Annotated in this window: 17 protein-coding genes; 9 read left to right on the top strand and 8 right to left on the bottom strand. The window is 73.6% G+C overall.

What is annotated here, in order from left to right; genetic code table 11:
* Positions 1 to 260 precede the first annotated feature (260 nt).
* The gene (locus LBW97_RS18550; protein ID WP_224500853.1) at positions 261 to 938 is read right to left on the bottom strand and encodes an alpha-ketoglutarate-dependent dioxygenase AlkB; all 678 of its coding nucleotides are present in this window, start codon (positions 936 to 938) and stop codon (positions 261 to 263) included.
* Positions 939 to 992: 54 nt separating this feature from the next.
* Positions 993 to 3,215, bottom strand: a complete 2,223-nt coding sequence (locus LBW97_RS18555) for a RecQ family ATP-dependent DNA helicase (protein ID WP_224500854.1) — start codon at positions 3,213 to 3,215, stop codon at positions 993 to 995.
* A gap of 80 nt (positions 3,216 to 3,295) precedes the next feature.
* Between LBW97_RS18555 and LBW97_RS18560 the strand changes: the two genes are divergently transcribed.
* Positions 3,296 to 4,141 (top strand): PHP domain-containing protein, encoded by an 846-nt coding sequence (locus tag LBW97_RS18560; RefSeq protein WP_224500855.1) that lies wholly within the window; start codon positions 3,296 to 3,298, stop codon positions 4,139 to 4,141.
* A 3-nt stretch (positions 4,142 to 4,144) separates the two neighbouring features.
* Here the strand turns inward: LBW97_RS18560 and LBW97_RS18565 are convergent, their stop codons facing one another.
* Positions 4,145 to 5,308 carry a benzoate/H(+) symporter BenE family transporter gene (locus tag LBW97_RS18565; protein WP_224500856.1) on the bottom strand — a complete coding sequence of 388 codons (1,164 nt, stop codon included), beginning with the start codon at positions 5,306 to 5,308 and terminating at the stop codon, positions 4,145 to 4,147.
* Between the two features lie 47 nt (positions 5,309 to 5,355).
* Here LBW97_RS18565 and LBW97_RS18570 point away from each other — a divergent pair, with 47 nt between their 5' ends.
* Positions 5,356 to 5,871, top strand: a complete 516-nt coding sequence (locus LBW97_RS18570) for a GNAT family N-acetyltransferase (RefSeq protein ID WP_224500857.1) — start codon at positions 5,356 to 5,358, stop codon at positions 5,869 to 5,871.
* A gap of 2 nt (positions 5,872 to 5,873) precedes the next feature.
* On the opposite strand, the gene LBW97_RS18575 is transcribed toward LBW97_RS18570, so the two are convergent.
* Together LBW97_RS18575 and LBW97_RS18580 are read right to left on the bottom strand one after the other, a co-directional pair.
* The gene (locus LBW97_RS18575; RefSeq protein ID WP_224500858.1) at positions 5,874 to 7,568 is read right to left on the bottom strand and encodes a signal peptidase I; all 1,695 of its coding nucleotides are present in this window, start codon (positions 7,566 to 7,568) and stop codon (positions 5,874 to 5,876) included.
* Between the two features lie 66 nt (positions 7,569 to 7,634).
* The gene (locus LBW97_RS18580; RefSeq protein WP_224500859.1) at positions 7,635 to 8,033 is read right to left on the bottom strand and encodes a hypothetical protein; all 399 of its coding nucleotides are present in this window, start codon (positions 8,031 to 8,033) and stop codon (positions 7,635 to 7,637) included.
* Between the two features lie 316 nt (positions 8,034 to 8,349).
* Here LBW97_RS18580 and LBW97_RS18585 point away from each other — a divergent pair, with 316 nt between their 5' ends.
* Together LBW97_RS18585 and LBW97_RS18590 are read left to right on the top strand one after the other, a co-directional pair.
* Entirely contained in the window at positions 8,350 to 9,594 is a 1,245-nt protein-coding gene (locus LBW97_RS18585; protein ID WP_224500860.1) for a Cache 3/Cache 2 fusion domain-containing protein, read from the top strand.
* Between the two features lie 49 nt (positions 9,595 to 9,643).
* Entirely contained in the window at positions 9,644 to 10,759 is a 1,116-nt protein-coding gene (locus tag LBW97_RS18590; RefSeq protein ID WP_224500861.1) for a PP2C family protein-serine/threonine phosphatase, read from the top strand.
* 28 nt (positions 10,760 to 10,787) lie between these two features.
* Here LBW97_RS18590 and LBW97_RS18595 read toward each other — a convergent pair whose 3' ends face one another.
* Positions 10,788 to 12,467, bottom strand: coding sequence for a SpoIIE family protein phosphatase (locus tag LBW97_RS18595; RefSeq protein ID WP_224500862.1), 1,680 nt, complete (start codon positions 12,465 to 12,467; stop codon positions 10,788 to 10,790).
* Positions 12,468 to 12,683: 216 nt separating this feature from the next.
* Positions 12,684 to 13,106, bottom strand: a complete 423-nt coding sequence (locus LBW97_RS18600; RefSeq protein WP_224500863.1) for an organic hydroperoxide resistance protein — start codon at positions 13,104 to 13,106, stop codon at positions 12,684 to 12,686.
* Between the two features lie 99 nt (positions 13,107 to 13,205).
* Here LBW97_RS18600 and LBW97_RS18605 point away from each other — a divergent pair, with 99 nt between their 5' ends.
* A complete protein-coding gene (locus LBW97_RS18605) occupies positions 13,206 to 13,775 on the top strand; it encodes a TetR/AcrR family transcriptional regulator (protein ID WP_224500864.1) in 570 nt (189 codons plus the stop codon).
* Between the two features lie 79 nt (positions 13,776 to 13,854).
* Here the strand turns inward: LBW97_RS18605 and rpsD are convergent, their stop codons facing one another.
* A complete protein-coding gene (gene rpsD / locus LBW97_RS18610) occupies positions 13,855 to 14,457 on the bottom strand; it encodes a 30S ribosomal protein S4 (RefSeq protein WP_224500865.1) in 603 nt (200 codons plus the stop codon).
* A gap of 62 nt (positions 14,458 to 14,519) precedes the next feature.
* Here rpsD and LBW97_RS18615 point away from each other — a divergent pair, with 62 nt between their 5' ends.
* The 4 genes from LBW97_RS18615 (at position 14,520) to LBW97_RS18630 (ending at position 17,926) form a co-directional block, all read left to right on the top strand.
* A complete protein-coding gene (locus LBW97_RS18615; protein WP_224500866.1) occupies positions 14,520 to 15,275 on the top strand; it encodes a DUF2470 domain-containing protein in 756 nt (251 codons plus the stop codon).
* A 47-nt stretch (positions 15,276 to 15,322) separates the two neighbouring features.
* Positions 15,323 to 15,724 carry a DUF4345 domain-containing protein gene (locus LBW97_RS18620; RefSeq protein ID WP_224500867.1) on the top strand — a complete coding sequence of 134 codons (402 nt, stop codon included), beginning with the start codon at positions 15,323 to 15,325 and terminating at the stop codon, positions 15,722 to 15,724.
* Between the two features lie 80 nt (positions 15,725 to 15,804).
* Complete coding sequence (locus LBW97_RS18625; RefSeq protein ID WP_224500868.1) at positions 15,805 to 17,301, top strand: uracil-xanthine permease family protein; 1,497 nt, start codon at positions 15,805 to 15,807, stop codon at positions 17,299 to 17,301.
* 214 nt (positions 17,302 to 17,515) lie between these two features.
* Positions 17,516 to 17,926: a hypothetical protein gene (locus tag LBW97_RS18630; RefSeq protein WP_224500869.1), complete on the top strand. Its 411-nt coding sequence runs from the start codon at positions 17,516 to 17,518 to the stop codon at positions 17,924 to 17,926.
* Positions 17,927 to 17,992 lie beyond the last annotated feature (66 nt).

The raw sequence follows: 17,992 nt of genomic DNA on the forward strand, positions 1-17,992 counted from the left end.
GGTATTACTTGGCACTGACTTTCGGCACGCTGTTGAGTTCTCAAGGAGCGGACGCGCAGAAACTCGACCCTCACGGGCTCCGTCACTGGCTGGATGTCCAACTCTACGCCGCTTCCAGAGCTTCCCCCGTGGGGGGCTCCTCAGTTTCCCTTGCGGGCTTCCGTGGGGCGCAGGGAGAACAGTACACCCCGAAAAGGGGTCTCTGCAGGGGGGGTCCCCCGGGGGTGCCGGCGGGCCGTTGCCCGTGGCAAAAGCGCAGGTCAGGCGACTCCACGCGGTCGGAACTGGACGCTCACCCGAGGTCCGACCGCCTTCGTCGTCTTCGGGATGCAGTGCTCCCAGGTGCGCTGACAGGAGCCGCCCATGACGACCAGGTCGCCGTGGCCCAGGGGGAAGCGCAGGGATTCACCGCCACCGACCGGCCTGAGCAGCAGCGGGCGCGGCGACCCGAAGGACACGATGGCGACCATCGTGTCCGTGGACCGGCCGCGGCCGATGCGGTCGCCGTGCCAGGCGACGCTGTCGCGCCCGTCGCGGTAGAGGCACATGCCGGCGGAGACGAACGGTTCGCCAAGCTCCGGTCCGTAGTGCCGGTTCAGGTCGTCGCGCGCCTCGGTCAGCAGCGCGTGCGGGAGCTGTTCGCTCCCGCCGTACCAGCGCAGCAGCCTGGGGACGGCGACCTCGCGCTCGTACATCTGCCGGCGGTCCTCGCGCCAGCCGATGTCGCCGAGCAGGACCGCGAGCACCTCGTCGGAACCAGTGACCCAGCCGGGCAGGTGGTCCACCCAGGCGCCACGGCCCAGCTGGTGGCGCACGACGGAGCGCAGCGGGCCGAGCGTGGCCTCTTCTGCGAGGTCCCACATGGAGGGCTGACTCGGCCCCGCCCAGAGGCTCGCCGCGAGCGGGCGAGTGGCGAGGGGGGTGGGGTCCTTTCCCATGCGGAGCACGCTACCCGGAGTTTTCGCACATGTGTGCGAAAAGCTGTGGACAAGTCAGGCAGTGAGCGCCAGGGCGAACGGGAGGACGGCCGAGGCGCCCGCCCGGCGCAGCTCCCGGCCGGCGACCGTCATGGTCCAGCGGGAGTCGGCCAGGTCGTCGACGAGCAGCACCGGCCCGGAGATCTCCGCCAGCCGCTCGCGCAGCTCGGGCCCGACGACGATCCGGTCCCACACCGCGGCCAACCGGAAGGCGCTGTTGCCACCGGGCTGCCCGGTCGGCCCGCCGTGCGCGAGGCTCAGCTCCCCGAGATAGGGCAGCCGCCCCATCCGGGCCAGCCCCTGGGCCACACCGCTCACCAGCTGGGGACGGCGCCGCGAGGGGATCGCCACCACCGCACCGGGCCGCTCCGCCCAGTCCCAGGCGGCGAGCACCCGCCCACAGGCACGCAGCAGCTCCTCGTCCGGGGGCACGTCGGAGACCGAGCGGCGGACCGGCACCTCGAAGGCGGCGTCCGGGTCCTCCTCGATGCCGGGAGCCTCGAGGTCGAGCTCCACCACGCCACCGACGCCGTCGTCGCCCAGGAGGGAGCGCAGCCGCTGGCCCCAGCCGAGGTCGGTGAGCCGGGCGACGGCGCGCCCGGTGGCCATCTGCTCGGACTGGTTGATCTTGCCCTTGACGTCCACGCCCAGCCGGTCGGCGCCGGTGGGCCACATCGCCCGGGGGGCGAGCTCCACCCCCGGGCGGTCCAGCGCGGCGGATGCCTTCTCCGCCGCGGCCTCGGGGACGTCGGTGGGGTACCAGGGGCCGGCGCAGACGTCGCACCGGCCGCAGGGCGCGGCGGTGTGGTCGTCGAGCGCGGACTGCAGGAAGGACATGCGGCACTCGGCCTCGTCGACCGGCTTGGCGTAGGTGAGCATCGCCCGCTGCTCGGCCTCGCGGGTGCGGGTGACGCGTGCGTAGCGGTCGGCGTCGTAGACCCAGGGCTGACCGGTGGAGCGCCAGCCGCCCTGCACCCGCTCGACGGCGCCGTCGACGGCGAGCACCTTGAGCAGCAGCTCCAGGCGGGAGCGGCGCACGTCGGCCACCGTCTCCAGGCGGGCCACCGACCACGCCTTGCCGTCTGCCATCGCCGTCAGCACGGCGGCTGCGTGGTCCTCGCGCGGCATCGAGGAGGTGGCGAACCACTGCCAGATGGCGATGTCCTCCGGGCCGGGGAGGAGCAGCACGTCGGCGTGCTCGACGGCTCGGCCGGCACGCCCCACCTGCTGGTAGTAGCTGACCGGCGACGACGGCGCCCCGAGGTGGACCACGAAGCCGAGGTCGGGCTTGTCGAACCCCATGCCGAGCGCCGAGGTGGCGACCAGCGCCTTCACCCGGTTCTCCCGCAGCGCCTCCTCGGCGTCCTTGCGGTCGGCGTCGTCCAGGCGGCCGGTGTACGAGCGGACCTCGTGGCCGGCGTCGCGCAGCAGGTTCGCCGTCTCCTCGGCCGCGGCGACGGTGAGCGTGTAGACGATGCCGCTGCCCGGCAGGTCGCCGATGTGCGAGGCCAACCAGGCCAGCCGGGCCCGGTCCGAGGGCAGCCGGAGCACGCCGAGCCGCAGGGAGTCGCGGGAGAGCGGCCCGCGGACCGTCGTCACCTCGACGCCGCCGGCGCCCAGCTGCTCGGCGACGTCGTCGACCACGCGCTCGTTCGCCGTCGCCGTCGTCGCCAGGACCGGCGTGCCCTGGGGCAGGGTGCCCAGCAGGTCGCGGATGCGGCGGTAGTCGGGGCGGAAGTCGTGGCCCCAGTCGGAGACGCAGTGCGCCTCGTCGACCACGACCAGGCCGCAGCGCTCGACGAGCCCGGGCAGCTGCTCCTCGCGGAAGCGCGGGTTGGTGAGGCGCTCCGGGGAGACGAGGAGGACGTCGACGTCGTCAGCCGCGAGGCGGGCGGCGATGTCGTCCCACTCGGTCATGTTGGCGCTGGAGATCTCCACGGCGCGGATGCCGGCGCGGGAGGCGGCTGCCACCTGGTCGCGCATCAGGGCGAGCAGCGGGCTCACGAGCAGGGTCGGACCCTTGCCCCGGCGCCGGAGGAGCGCCGTCGAGACGAAGTAGACCGCCGACTTGCCCCAGCCGGTGCGCTGCACCACCAGCGCCCGCTGGGATCGCTCGACCAGCGCGGCGACCGCCGCGTCCTGCCCCTCGCGGAAGACGGCGTCGGGCCGGCCGGTGAGCTCCCGCAGGATCTCCAGGGCCTCGTCAGCGATCTCCGACGGCGGAGCAGCGGTGGTCATGGCGACGACAGTAGGCATGCCGACCGACAGGGCGGGTGGCCGCGCGCGACCTGGGGACGGCGGTGGAGAATCCACAGGCGATGGCACAGGAACGGGCACACCAGGGTCAGCTGCCGGCCGACAACCACGTGCACACCCACTGGTCGTGGGACACGCCGGACTCGTCGACCATGCGGAAGGCCTGCGAGCGGGCGATCGCGCAGGGCCTGCCTGCCATCGCCTTCACCGAGCACCTGGACTTCACCGTCTGGCACGCCGAGGACCGGGCCACCGAGCAGGGGCTGGTCGACCGCCATCCGGCCCACCAGCTGCCCATCGACGTCGAGGGCTACTTCGCCGAGATCGCCGAGGTGCGCGACCGCTTCCCCGAGCTGCGCATCTGGTCGGGGATCGAGACCGGCGAGCCGCACCTGTTCGCAGCCAGCATCGCCAAGCACCTCGAGGACTCCCCGGTCGACCGGATCCTGGGCTCGCTGCACTCGCTCTCCGACGACGGCCGGCTGATCGGGGTGGGGCGGCTGCTGCACGTGGACGCCGACGCCACGATGCGCCGCTACCTCGGCGAGATGGTCGGGATGATCGAGAGCAGCGACGTCTTCCAGGTGCTGGCGCACGTGGACTTCCCGCGGCGGTACTGGCCCGGCGGCAGCCACCGGTACGTGGAGAAGGACTACGAGGAGGAGTACCGCGCGGTGTTCCGCGCCCTGGCCGGCAGCGGTCGCGCGCTGGAGATCAACACCAGCAGCCCGCTGGCCTCCGCCGACCAGGTGCGCTGGTTCCGCGAGGAGGGTGGCGAGGCGGTCAGCTTCGGCAGCGACGCCCACGCGCCGGCCGCCGTCGGCCAGAAGTTCGACCTGGCCGTCGCGGTCGCCGAGGCGGCCGGCTTCCGGCCGGGGCGCGACCGCTTCGACTTCTGGCGCCGCTGAGCCTCACTCCGCAGCGGGGGACGGGCGGAGCCACGCCCACAGCGCCAGCCCCACGACCAGGGACCAGAAGGCCGAGCCGACGCCGCCGATCGTGATGCCGCTGACGGCGACCAGCAGGGTGGCGACGACAGGGATGCGGTCCTCGACCCGGGCCAGCGCGGCACCCAGGGACGCGGCCAGCACCGGCCACAACGCCAGACCCGCCGCCGCGGCGACGAGCCCGGCCGGCGCGACCGCGACGAGCGCCGCCGCGGCGGTCGACGCGACCGCGAGCCCGAGGTTCGCCAGCCCCGCGGTCCGCGCGGCGAGGTAGCGGCGCGCCGGATCGGCGTCCGCCTCCGGGCCGGCGGCCAGGGCGGCGCTGATCGCGGCCAGGTTGATCGCGTGACCGCCGAAGGGCGCGCCGAGCGCCGTCCCGACGCCGGTCACCGCCATGGCCGGCCGCCAGGGCGCGCGGAAGCCGTAGGACGCGAGCACCGCCATGCCGGGCACGTTCTGCGAGGCCATCGTGACGATGAACAGCGGCAGCGCGAGCCCGACGACGGCGATCGAGCCGAAGTCCGGCGTCGTCCACTCCAGCCCGGGAACCAGGGCCGCCGCGGCAACCCCGCCGTCGCGCACGGCCAGCCACCCGGTGAGCCCCAGGGTGACGACGAAGGCCGCCGGCACGGCCCAGCGCGGTGACACCCGCAGCAGGACTCCCCAGACCAGCAGCACCGGCACCACCAGCCAGGGGATCTCCAGCGCGGCGCGGACCGGCTGCAGGCAGAGCGGGACCAGGACGCCGGCCAGCATCGCCTGCGCGAGGACCGGCGGGATCGCGGCGATCGCCCGCCCGAGCCCGGGCCAGGCAGCGGTCAGCAGCACCAGCCCGCCGACGACGACGAACGCGGCGACGGCCACCGGCCAGGACGGGGCCGCGGCGCTCGCGAGCAGCGCCGCACCCGGGGTGGACCAGGCGACGGTGATCGGCATGCGCGTCCGCGAGGCCAGCAGGATCGTGCTCAGCCCCGTCGCCACCAGGAGGACCAGCAGACCCGAGGCGGCCTGCGACGGCGAGGCGCCCACGGCCCGCAGGCCGGTGAGGACCACGGCGAACGAGCTGAGGAACCCGACGAGCGCAGTCACCAGCCCCGCGACGGTCGTCGACGACGGGGCGGGAGGCACGGCGCCGGACGCTAGCCGAGCGGCGAGCACGCATACGGTGGGCGCCCGTGACCTCCTCCGTCCGGGCCGCGACCGAGGCCGATGCGGCGGCCTGCGCGGCGATCTACGCGCCGTACGTGACCGACACCGCGATCACCTTCGAGCTCGAGCCGCCGTCCACGGCGCAGATGGCCGAACGGATCGCCGCCGCGCACGCCTGGCTGGTGCTCGAGGACGACGGCGTCGTCGTCGGGTACGCCTACGCCGGGCCCTACAAGGAGCGCGCCGCCTACCGGTGGTCCTGCGAGGTCAGCGTCTACCTGGACGGTGGACGACGACGGCGCGGCGGCGGGCGCGCGCTCTACGAGGCGCTGTTCGCGCGGCTGGCCGAGCGCGGCTTCCGCACCGCCGTCGCCGGCATGACGCTGCCCAACGAGCCGAGCGTCGGGCTGCACACGGCGATGGGGTTCGAGCCGATCGGCACCTATCGGCGGATCGGCTTCAAGCACGGGCGGTGGCGCGACGTCCTGTGGGCGCAGCGGGCACTCGGGTCCTACGACGAGGAGCCGGTGGAGCCGGCCTGAGGTCAGGCCACGCGGCTGCGGAGGCGACCCGGCCGCGGGAGCGGCGTCGTGTAGTCGTCGACGTACGCGGCGCTCGCGCGGGGTGCGGGAACCGGCGGCTTCCCGCGGCGGGCGGGTGACCCGGGGACGACGAACCGGTAGGTCGCGTCCACGTCGCGGACGGCGAAGGTGTCCTCGTCCTCGCCGGCGTGGTGCAGGACGACGGTGTCGAAGCGTTCGGCGACCCGGTGCAGGGACTCGGCGTCGGAGACGTCGATGACGGTGCCGGCCGTGGCGAAGGCGGCGACCGGAACGATCCGGTCGGCGTGGCGGAGCACGAACTCGTCGGCGGCGTCGCCGCGGCGGGACCGGCTGAGCCAGGCGCCGCCGGCCGCGACAGCGACGGCGAGGGCCAGGACGAGGACGGCGAGGCCGCGGGCCAGCCCGATAGGCACGGTGGCGCCGGCGACCGCGAAGGAGCGGGCGACGACCTCACCGGTCGCCACTTCGGTCTCGGTGGTGGTGTTCAGCACGACGTCGGCCTCACCGGCCAACCGGAGGGCGGTCGAGTCGAGGGCGAAAGCCAGCGTCTCCGGCCCCTTCGCCTCGAACCGGTTCCCCTGCACGGTTCCCGAGATCGCCGCGGTGGGCGTGATCCGCAGGATCGCGCCACCCCCGGAGCCGCCCACCTCCGCGTAGTGCTCGTCCAGCACCGACGTGGCGGCGGTCGCGTCGACGGCGACGCTGGCGGTCGCCGCGCCGTCCTGCAACGGGACCACCGGGCCGCTGTTCAGGTAGGCGCTCCAGCCGTCCGGCGCCTCGATGGAGACGTCCAGGCGGACGACGCCCTGGAGGTCCGCGACGCCCGGGCCGCTGACGTCGCTGGCGTAGGAGACGGTCAGGCTGTCGGCGAGCTTCGTCCACACTGTGTCACCGGTCTCGACGACGCCGGACGGATAGGTCGTGCCGCGTGCCGCGGTGCCGGAGTAGGAGAAGGTCCCCCGCTCGGTGACCGCGACGGAGTCGGTGCTCGACTCCGTCGAGGGGACGACGAAGAGCGCCGCGGCCGCGAGAGCGGCCACGAGCGCGACGGACCCGGCGGCCACGGCGACCTGGCGGCCTCTCGCTCGCACGAGCACGGGGATGTCGCCGGAGGTCAGGCGCGGGACCGGCAGCGCCGGAACCGAGAGGGACGGAGCGGAGAAGGAGGGCATCGTGAACGCCGGAGCGCGGCGGCGTCGCGACCGGCGACCCCTGCGCTCCTTGCCGGCCTTGGCCGAACCCACCACCAGAAGGGTGGCGAGGCCCACGACTCCGAGGGTCCACGGCGAGGTGAGCGTGTCGAGGACGTGGCCGCCGTTGGGAATGCGGAGGAACAGCGTGCCGAGGATGTCCTCGTCGGTCGGCCGGTCCTGGTCGAGCCAGGCGTTGTTGTCGCCCTGGGTGACGAAGCCCTCGGCGTCCGCGGACACGATCCGGTGCATGACGATCGTGTTCAGGGACTCGCTCCGGTAGGCGACGACGTCGCCGACCGAGTACGCGGCGGCCTCGCTCAGGACGGCGATGTCCCCGGAGGAGAAGCCCGGCTCCATGCTGGTGCCGTAGGTGGTGACGTACGTCGTGCCGCCCCCCAGCGACTGGGGCCAGAAGAGCCACAGGGTCGCGAGCACCAGCGCGGCTGCGGCGCTGGTGCTCGCGACTCGTGATGCGGCTGTCATGGAGGGGCACCGATCGTGGTTCGGGCGAGGCGGCTCCGAGGAGCCGCCTCGCCCAGACGGAACTGCTTAGTTCGAGGTGACGGTCAGCGAGGTCTTGTCGAACGACGTGATCAGCGGCGGCGTTGTCAGCGTGCAGGTGACGAGGTTGTTGGCCGCCACGTAGCTGCAGGTGGAGGCGCCGTTGGAGATCGGGGTCGGGCTGCCACCCAGGCCGTACAGGGTCATCCGCGACGACATCCCCGTGAGGTCCTCGGTCACGGTGAAGGCCACGCTCTGCAGCCGCGCGCCGTCGGCGGCGGTCGGGGCGTAGGCGATGTTGGTGACCGTCACACCGGAGGTGGTCAGCTCGCCGTAACCGGCGACGTTGTTGTCCACCGTGATGGTGTTGCTGGCGGTGAAGGCGGAGGTCGTGAGGCCGGCAGCGGCAACCGCGACTCCGGCGAGCAGAACGCGCGACTTGCGCATTGCCTGTGTCCTTTTCTCTCAGCGGCCTGGCCCGCCCGGGTGCTGGTCACTCGGGTCATCGGCACTGGCCAGTCGTTCGACAACCAAGTCTTCGGCAACGCCCGCCGCATTCTTAACTCTTGTCCCAAAAGAAACTCGAGTCTCCGAGTCGACATCGAAAAGGCGACGACCTCCACCATTCCCGGAATGGTCTCGGCCGCCTATCGCACGGCGCGCCCGCCCCTGATCTCGGGCCGGGCGACCTACGGTGTTCCGGAACCTCCCCGCCTGCCGGCGGCGCGCGGTGCCCGAGGTCGGACGTAGGAGGAATCAGGTCGTGCGCTCGTCGACGTCGCAGGCACCGGTCGCGCCTGCACTCCCCGCTGCCCCTCCGCGGGCGACCGCGCCCCGGCGGGTCACCGAGCGGGACACGAGCATGGAGGCCGCCGCCCAGCAGGCCGGCGTCCTCGCCCAGGCCTCCCGCGAGGTCTCCGACACCTCCCGCGAGGCAGCCGCGTCGCTCTCCGAGCTGCGGTCGGCCATCGGCGACATCTCGGCGAGCACCAGCCGCGCCTCCGCGGTCGCGATCGAGGCCGTGCGGGACGCGCAGGCGGTCGACGAGCGGATCGCCGCGCTGCAGACGGCGAGTGAGTCGATCACCCAGTTCGTCCGCATGATCACCGCGATCAGCCAGCAGAGCCGCTTCCTGGCGCTGAACGCCTCCGTCGAGGCCACCCGCGCCGGCGAGCTGGGCCGCGGCTTCGCGGTCGTCGCCGACGAGGTGAAGGAGCTCGCCACCCGCACCGCGCAGGCCGCGCAGGACATCGACGCGCAGATCAAGGCCGTGCAGAAGGAGACCGCGCAGGCGGTCGCGGTGATCTCGCGGATCACCGGCACGCTCGGATCGATCGCCGACGCACAGGACTCCATCGCCGCCGCCGTCGAGCAGCAGCGGGCCGCCACCGAGCGGGTGGTGGAGAACGTCGACCGGGCCGCCAGCGGCTCGGCGCGCATCACCGACGCCGTCGCCCAGCTCGCCGAGAGCCAGCGGGTGGTCTACGTCCGGCGGGCACTCGGCATCGCCGAGCAGCAGCTCGCCGAACTGGGCGGCGCCCGGCTCGGCGGGGTCCGCTCGCCGGTGAGCGTGAAGGACCAGGCCACCGGGGCGACGCACACCGCCGAGCTGGCCGACGTCCTCATCGGCGAGGCTCCCCTCGAGCGCAACGACGATCCCCGCCGGCCGACACCGCTGGTCGACGAGGTCGTGCGCCAGGTGGGCGGCAGCTGCACGGTGTTCCAGCGCCTGGACGACCAGGGCAGCATGGTCCGGGCCGCCACGACGGTGCTCAACCCCGCCGGCCGGCGGAACATCGGCACCTACATCGCCCGGACCAACGCCGACGGGACGCCGAACCCGGTGCTCGCCGCGGTCCTCGGCGGAAGGGTCTTCACCGGCGAGGCGACAGTCGCCGGCCGGCAGTACTTCACCGCCTACGCCGGCCTGCACGACGACGCAGGCGCACTGATCGGCATGCTCTACGTCGGCCTGCCCCTGGACTCGATGCCGGGCTCCGCGGGCTGAAGGCCGACTCGCGGCGTCGTCTAGGTTGGGGCCCGGATCGACAGCAGCCATGGGTGCCGGACCGGACGAGGGGAACGTGGTGAACCGGTCGGGGCGGATCGACGCGGCGCTGCCCGCCGTCATCCTGGCGCTGGTCGTGCTGGGCGAGATCGTCAGCGGCCGCGGGCAGACGGTGCTCGGGCTCGTCGTCATGGCGCCGTTGGTGGCGTCCACCGCCCTGAGCCGGCGGGCCACCGTCGCGTATGCGTCGGCGGCGTTCGTCGTCGCCACCGCGCTCGGTCTCTACGAGCAGCAGTACACCTCCGACACCGCGGTCGCCCAGACCGTCCGGATGATCGCCGTGATCCTCTCCGGCGCCATCGCCGTCGGCGCCTGCCAGCTGCGGCTGCGCCACGAGGCGCAGGTCGCCCGGCTCAGCGCGGAGGCCGCGGCCACCCGCGCCGCGGTGCGCACCGGGGAGATGCTGCAGCGGGCGCTGCTCGGGTCACCGCCGCGGGTTCCCGGCATGGAGACCGCCGCCCGCTACCTGCCCGGAGAGCAGGGAGCGCAGGTCGGGGGTGACTGGTACGACGCCTTTCCGCTCGCCGACGGCCGGATCATGCTGGTCATCGGCGACGTCGCCGGCCACGACGCCCCGGCCGCCGCGACGATGGCGCAGACCCGGGGCATGGTCCGGGCGCTGGCCCGCTCCGGGCACAGCTCCCCCGCGGCGCTGCTCGCGGCTCTGGACGACGTCCTCACCGGGCTGGGCCTGGACACGCTGGTGACGGCGACGGTCGCCACCGTGGACGTCCGCGGGAACGGCGCCACGGCCCCGCTGTGCTGGTCCAACGCCGGCCACCTGCCGCCCGTCCTCGTCCGCGCCGACGGCACCGCGGGCCTGATCGAGCGCACGCCCGAGCGGCTCCTGGGAGCGGGGGAGGCCGGAACCCGGCGCACCGAGCACGAGACCGAGCTGCACCGGGGCGACGCCGTGCTCTTCTACACCGACGGCCTGGTGGAGCGCCGGGGCATGACCCTCGACGACGGGATCGCCTGGCTGGTGCGGGCGCTGACCCGGGTCGGGCAGGAGCCGCTGGACCGCGTGTGCGACGGGCTGCTCGGCGCGCTGGGGTCGCGGGGCGACGACGACATCGCCCTGCTGGCGGTGCGACTCCCCCGCTGAGGCCCTCCCGTGGTCCGCCGGACCGGGTTCAGCAGCGGAAGAGGACGAAGGCGACGTCGTCGTCGGGAGCGTCGGCGAGCAGCCGCTCGGTGAGCAGCGCGCCCAGCTGCGCCGGACCCAGGTCCCGCCCCTCGGCGAGCGCCTCCGCGGCGCGGGTGATGCCCTCGTCCAGGGCCTCGTCCCGCCGCTCGATCAGACCGTCGGTGTAGAGCAGCAGCGTGGAGCCGGGCGGCATGTGCAGCTCGCCCTCGGGGCGCTTGCCGCCCTCCACGACGGCCAGGGGGACGGCGCTGCCGCCCTCCAGCTGGCGGACGGTGCCGTCGGCGTGCACGAGCAGGGCCGGTGGGTGGCCCGCGCTGCTGTACCGGATGCTGCCCGTGCGAGGGTCGATGACGGCGCAGAACACGGTGCTCACGGCGGCGCCGGGGACGAGCGCTGCGAACCGGTCCAGGGCCGAGAGGACGTGCGCCGGCGAGCGGCTCTCCAGCAGCAGCGCCCGGCCGGCGCTGCGCAGCTGGCCCATCACCGCCGCGGCGGGCAGGCCACGGCCGACGACGTCGCCCACCACCACGCCGTAGCCGCCGTCGGGCAGGTCGACGACGTCGTACCAGTCGCCGCCGACCTCGAGGGTGCCGGTGGCCGGCTCGTAGTGGACGGCGAAGCCCGCGGGCAGGACGGTCGGGCCGAGCACCGCCCGCTGGAGGGTGACGGCGACGTCGGTGAAGAACTGGGCCCGCGCCCGCTCCGACTCCGCGCGCTCCTCCGCCCGCCGCCGTTCGGTCGCGACCGCCTGCGCGTCGGTGACCGTGGCCGCCACCTGGCCCGCGGCCAGCGACAGGAAGATGCGGTAGTCGTCGTCCAGGGGCAGGTGCGGGCTGACGCCCAGCACCAGCGCGCCCACCGGCTGCAGCGCGCCCGCGGCGGTGAGCGGCAGGACGACGGCGGTGTCGACGTCGGCCTGCCCCACCGGGCTGGCGCCGACGGAGGCCAGGCCGGGGAACCGATCCGCGAGACCCGTCACCGTCTGGATCTCGCCGGTCGCCATCGCCCGGAGCACCGGGTCGGGAACGGACTCGCCAGCCAGGTAGCCCTGCACGCCCACACCCTGCGCCGCGGCCAGCCGGGGTTCGCCGGCGTCACCGGTCAGGTAGACGATCCCGAACGGGCAGTCGCTGCGGGCCTCGGCCAGGATCCCCAGGGCGGTGGACACCGCCTCCGTGGTGTCCCCGTGCGCGGCACGGGGCAGGCTGCCCAGCCGCTGCAGGAGGCCGAGCCGGCGGGCGGCGAGCACGCGGTGCGTCGTCTCGACGACCGTGTCGAGCAGGCCGACCACCCGGCCGCCGGGCTCGACCACCGGGCTGAAGGAGAAGGAGAAGTAGGTCTCCTCCTCCCAGCCGTTGCGGGTCATGACCAGGGGCAGGTCCTCGGAGTACGTGGCCCGGCCGGCCATGACCTCCTCGACCATGGGGTCCAGCGCGGCCCAGATGTCGGACCAGACCTCGCGGGCCGAGTGCCCCAGCGCGGCGGGGTGGCGGGCGCCGAGCATGGGGGCGTAGGCGTCGTTGTAGACCATCACGAGCTCCGGCCCCCACATGAGGAGGAACGGGAAGCGCGAGTTGAGGGCGCTGCTGACGGCGGTCCGGAGCGTCGGGGACCAGTCGGCCTGCGGGCCGAGGGCGGTGGCTCCCCAGTCGTGCTCCAGGATCATCCGCTGCAGCTCGGTCCGGGGCTCGCCCGGGATGAGCTCCTCCAGATGCCTGTTCAGCGCCGTCTCCCCCTGCCGCCCGGGGCACGGCCGCAGCCGACATCTCCGGCGACCACGCGATCGTGCTCCAGGGGATTGTTCCACCCCGGCGTCGCAAGAGTGGATTGGGCACGACCGTTTCTGCTGCGCAGACCCGTGTGGGTGCCCGGCCGGCCGTCGTCAGGCGACGGTGGTCTCCAGCGTCACGGGGACGTTGCCGCGGGTGGCGTTGGAGTACGGGCAGACCTGGTGCGCGGCCTCGACGAGGTGCTCGGCGGCGGCCTGCTCGATCCCGCCCAGCTCGACCGACAGCGTGATCTCCAGACCGAAGCCACCGGCGTCGTTCGGGCCGATGCCGACGTCGGCGGTGACCGAGGAGTCGGTGAACTCGACCTTCTGCGAGCGGGCGACCATCTTCAGCGCGGAGTGGAAGCAGGCCGCGTAGCCCGCGGCGAAGAGCTGCTCGGGATTGCTCGCGCCGCCGGGGCCGCCCATCTCCTTCGGGATCGCCAGGTCGAGGTCGATCAGACCGTCGGAGGAGCGGGTGTGGCCGTTGCGGCCCTCGCCGGTCGCGGTGGCGGTGGCGGTGTAGATCGTGGGCACAGGGACTCCAGAAGAGAGGGAGAACGGTCGTTCTTCCCACTTGACCACAGCAGTCTCGCCGCGGCAAGACAGAACGGTCGTTCTTGCTAGCCTCGGCCCGTGACCACCGCCCTTCGGCCCTCGGCCGCCCGAGAGCGGCTGCTCCGCACGGCGTCGGAGACCTTCTACGCCGAGGGCATTCGCGGGGTCGGGGTGGACCGGGTCATCAGCGGCGCAGGGGTCACCCGCGCCACCTTCTACCGCCACTTCCCGGGCAAGGACGACCTCGTCGTCGCCTACCTGACGGCCGTCCACTCGGCGGTGCGGGAACGGGTGGGCGCCGTTCCGGCCACGGCCGAGCGGGCCGCGGGATGGCTCCGGGCATTCGCCGAGGGCATCGGGGACGAGCTGTGCGGCCGGGCGTTCCGCGGCTGCCCCTTCATCAACGCCGCAGCGGAGTTCCCCGATCCCGAACACCCGGTGCACCGCGCCGTCCTCGCGCACCGGCGCTGGTTGGACGAGACGGTGCGGCGCGCCTTCGCCGTCGCCGGGCACCCGGCACCCTCGGACGCCGCCCGCCGTTTCCTGATGCTGCGCGACGGCGCGATGGTGGCCGGCTACCTGGCCGACCCGCGCACCGCCCGGGCCACACTGATCGCCGCGGTCGAGGACCTGCTGGCCGCCGCCTGACCGGTCCCGCGGCCCGCCGAGTCACACGAACTCGTGGCCATCGGCGCTTGATCGCCACGAGTTCGCATGGTTCGGGCGGTCAGCGGGAGTAGTACTCCACGACCAGCTGCTCCTCGCAGATCACGGGGACCTCCTCGCGGCTCGGCGTCCGCTCGTAGCGGGCGACCAGGTCGGCCAGCCGAACCTCGAGGTACTTCGGCGGCTCGGCGTGCGCACCGGAGGCAGCGACGACGAACGGCTCCTTGGTCTTCGACTTCTCGGCGACCTGGATGAAGTCGCCGGGCCGGAGTCGGTAGGAGGGGCGGTCGACGCGCTTGCCGTTGACCAGCACGTGCTGGTGGGTGACGAACTGCCGGGCCTGGTAGATCGTCCGGGCGAAGCCGGCGCGCAGGACGGTGGCGTCCAGCCGAGACTCGAGGTCCTGGATCAGCGCCTCGCCGGTCTTGCCGCCCGAGCGCTTGGCGCGGTCGAACGCCGCGCGCAGCTGGGTCTCGGAGATGTCGTACTGCGCGCGGAGCCGCTGCTTCTCCTTGAGCCGGGTGGAGTAGTCGCTGTCCTTGCGGCGCTTCCGGCCGTGCTCACCCGGCGGGTACGGACGGCGCTCGAAGTACTGCACGCACTTCGGGGTGAGCGGGATGCCCAGCGCGCGACTGAGCCGGACCTTGGGACGGGGCGTGTTCACAGGACCTCCGAGTTTGGTTAGGCTCACCTTACAACCCCTTCCCGAGGATTCCGAGGTGGTCCATGACGGCCGGCCCGACCCACCCGCCCACCGCCGTCGACCGGCAGCCGCCGGCGGCCGAGCGCGCACGCACTGTCGCCCTGCGCCCGACGTCCGCACTGCACGTCGCCGGCATCGGCACCTGTCCGGTGCTGGCCGCGACCGTGACGGCGGACGGCGAGGTGCTGCTCGTCGTCCCCTCGTCCGGTGGCGTGGTGGACGCTCTGCGCGGCTCGCCGCTGGGCGACGCCCCGGCCCGGCTGACCGTGACGGACCGTTCCCCCCTCCCGCTGGCCCACCCCGTGCGCGGCCTCGTGCAGCTGGCGGGATGGCTGACGCCCGTACCTGCTGCGGACGTCGCCCAGCTGGTGCTCGACTTCGCCGAGACCGCCCCGGTCGAGGCCCTGTTCGAGGTCGGGCTGACCGCGACCCTGGTGCGGATGGATCTGGCCGAGGTGGAGCTCGAGGAGTCGGGGACGTGCGTCGACGTCGACCCGGACGACTTCCGCGACGCGTCGCCGGATCCGGTCAGCCGGGCGGAGATCGACCTGATGGCGGCCACCGGCGGGCCGCTCGGCCGGCTCTGCGGGCGGGTGCAGCACTGGGCGGGACGCCGGGACGACGTCCGGCTGCTGGGGCTGGACCGCTTCGGTGTCCGCTTCCGGGTGCAGAGCCGGCGCGGCTGCTACGACCTGCGGGTGCCCTTCGCGGCGCCGCTGTCCGGGTCCGAAGGCTTCGCCGGCGCCGTCGACGACCTGCTGACCTGCGGTCCCGCCTGACGGAGCTGCGCTGGTCGGGACGCCGACGCTGTGCGACGGTCCTGCCCATGACCTCCTCCGACGGCGGCCGTCGCGGCCTGCAGATCACCCTGGGCGCCCTCTCCGCCATCCCCTTGGCCTCCGGCCTCGGCGGAGCGCTCCTCGGGCCCGCCTCCCTGCCCGGGAACACCGGTCCCCTGCCGCCGGACGTGGAGAACGAGTACCGCTACACGCACGCCGTCTACGCCGCGGTCGCCCCACTGATCTGGTCGGCGATCCCCCGCGTCGAGCGGTCGGGCGGACTGGTGCGCGGCGTCTCGGGCGCGCTCTTCGTGGGCGGCCTGGTCCGCCTGCTGGCCTGGCAGAAGGCGGGCAAGCCGCAGCACGCACTGGTCGCGGGCGCGGCTCTGGAGCTGCTCGGGACACCGGTGCTGGTGGCCTGGCAGCGACGGGTCGCCCGCCGGGCCTGACTCCCGCCTGACGGGTTCACCGGATCGACATCGGCCTCTGGAACGATGCGCGCGACAAACGCGGAGTCGAGGAGGCACCGATGGCGTTCGGCTGGAAGCTGTACGGGGACGGCAGGACCCCGCCGCTGGGTGAGGCGGTGGCCCCGGACGAACGGCTCTCCTGGCCGCGCACGGTAGGCATCGGCGCACAGCACGTCGTCGCCATGTTCGGGGCGACGTTCGTCTTCCCGCTGCTCATGGGCCTGGACGCGAACCTCGCGATCATGATGAGCGGGTTCGCGACGATCCTGTTCCTGCTGGTCGTGCAGGGGAAGGTGCCGAGCTACCTGGGCAGCTCGGCGTCGTTCGTCGGCGGCGTCGTCGCCGTGCGGGCCGCGGGTGGGTCGGACGCCGAGGTGCTGGGCGCGCTGCTGGTGTCCGGCGTCGTCCTGGCGCTGGCCGGCGTGCTGATCCACGTCGCCGGCGTGCGCCTGGTGAACCGCGTGCTGCCGCCGGCGGTGACCGGCGCGGTGGTCATGCTGATCGGCTTCAACCTCGCTCCGGTGGCGACGGCGACGTACTGGCCGCAGGACCAGTGGGTGGCGCTGGCCACGATGGCGTTCGTCATCGTCGCGTCGCTGCTGCTGCGCGGCTTCCTCGCCCGGATCTCGATCCTGCTGGGCCTTGTGTTCGGCTACCTGCTGTCGATCGTGCTCGACCTGACGGCCGGCCCGATCACCTCCGCGCTGCCGGGCGCGAACCTGCGGGACGCCGACGGCAACCCCTGCGAGGGCGGCGCGTACTGCCTGCCGACGCCGTTCGCGCACGACCGCGTCGACTTCAGCGCCGTCGGCGACGCGCCCTGGTTCGGGCTGCCGACCTTCAACGGGCCGAGCTTCTCGTTCAACTTCGCGCTGCTGGTGCTGCCCGCGGTGATCGCGCTGGTGGCGGAGAACGCCGGGCACGTGAAGGCCGTGGCCGAGATGACCCGCCGCGACCTGGACCCGATGATCGGCCGGACGGTCTTCGCCGACGGCGTCGCGACGGTGGTGGCGACGTCGGTCGGCGGCTCCCCCACCACCACGTACGCGGAGAACATCGGCGTGATGGCGGCGACCCGGGTGTACTCGACGGCGGCGTACTACGTGGCCGCGCTGGTGGCGATCCTGCTGGGCCTGGTGCCGAAGTTCGGCGCGCTGATCAACGCGCTGCCGGGCGGCGTCCTCGGCGGGATCACCGTGGTGCTCTACGGGATGATCGGCCTGCTCGGCGCGAAGATCTGGAAGGAGAACCGGGTCGACTTCTCCAACCCGATCAACCTGGTTCCGCTGGCCGCCGGGATCGTCATCGCGGTCGGGAACGCCGGGAACGACGCCCCGTTGCTGCAGATCACCGACGACTTCTCGCTCGGTGGCATCGCGCTGGGAACGATCGTCGCGGTCGCCGGTTGGCACATCGCCCGGGCGCTGGCGCCGGCGGAGATGAAGGCGTCGCTGCTGCGCGAGGGCCCGCACCCGGCCGCCGGCTCGACCTTCGGCTCCGTGCACGGCGAGGAAGTTCTGACGACGCCAGGGGACCGGGACCGCCCGATGCCCTGATCTCTGAACGCACCCGAGGGCCCTCTCGATCATCCGAGGGGGCCCTCGGTGCATCCCGGCCGACGGCTGGGAAACCTGTAGCTTCCGCCCGTGGAGACCGGGCAGGTGCCGTCGAAGTTCGTCGAGCAGATGTACCTCGCCGTCGTCGAGGAGTCCTTGGGTCTGACCGCCGCCCGGGCTGCCGTACGGCCCATCCGCCCGTAGCGTCCGCCTCGTGGACCTCGATCGCGCGCAACCGGTTGCGCCCTCGGAGTTCGTCGAGCAGATGTATCTCGCCGTCGTCGAGGAGCACTGGCTCTGGGAGGTGCCGCTCGGCGTCTCCAACGGGCACGGTGGCTACGAGCACGGCCCCTGGCCCCCGGCCGACTGCTCCCGCCAGCTGCTCGCCTGGTTCGACGCCGGACTCGTCCAGCTCTACGCGGACCCGCCGGACGACGCCCCGCGCCCGCAGAACCTCCGCGAGTGGCGCGTCTGGAACGACGGCCGCTACCGCCTGGTGCCCCACCCCGACATCGCCCGCGCCGTCCTCGCCGACCCCGTGCGCTGGACCGGGACCTCCGACATCGGCTTCCTGCGCCTCTGCCCGAGCGACGCCGGCCTGGGTCCCGACGCGGCCTGGATCTGACGGTCCACCCCCGTGCACCCCTCAGGGGGCAGAATCGGAACGGATCCGGCCGCGCGGCTCCAGGCG

This window comes from Blastococcus sp. LR1 (genome assembly GCF_020166105.1).
GTDB lineage: Bacteria > Actinomycetota > Actinomycetes > Mycobacteriales > Geodermatophilaceae > Blastococcus.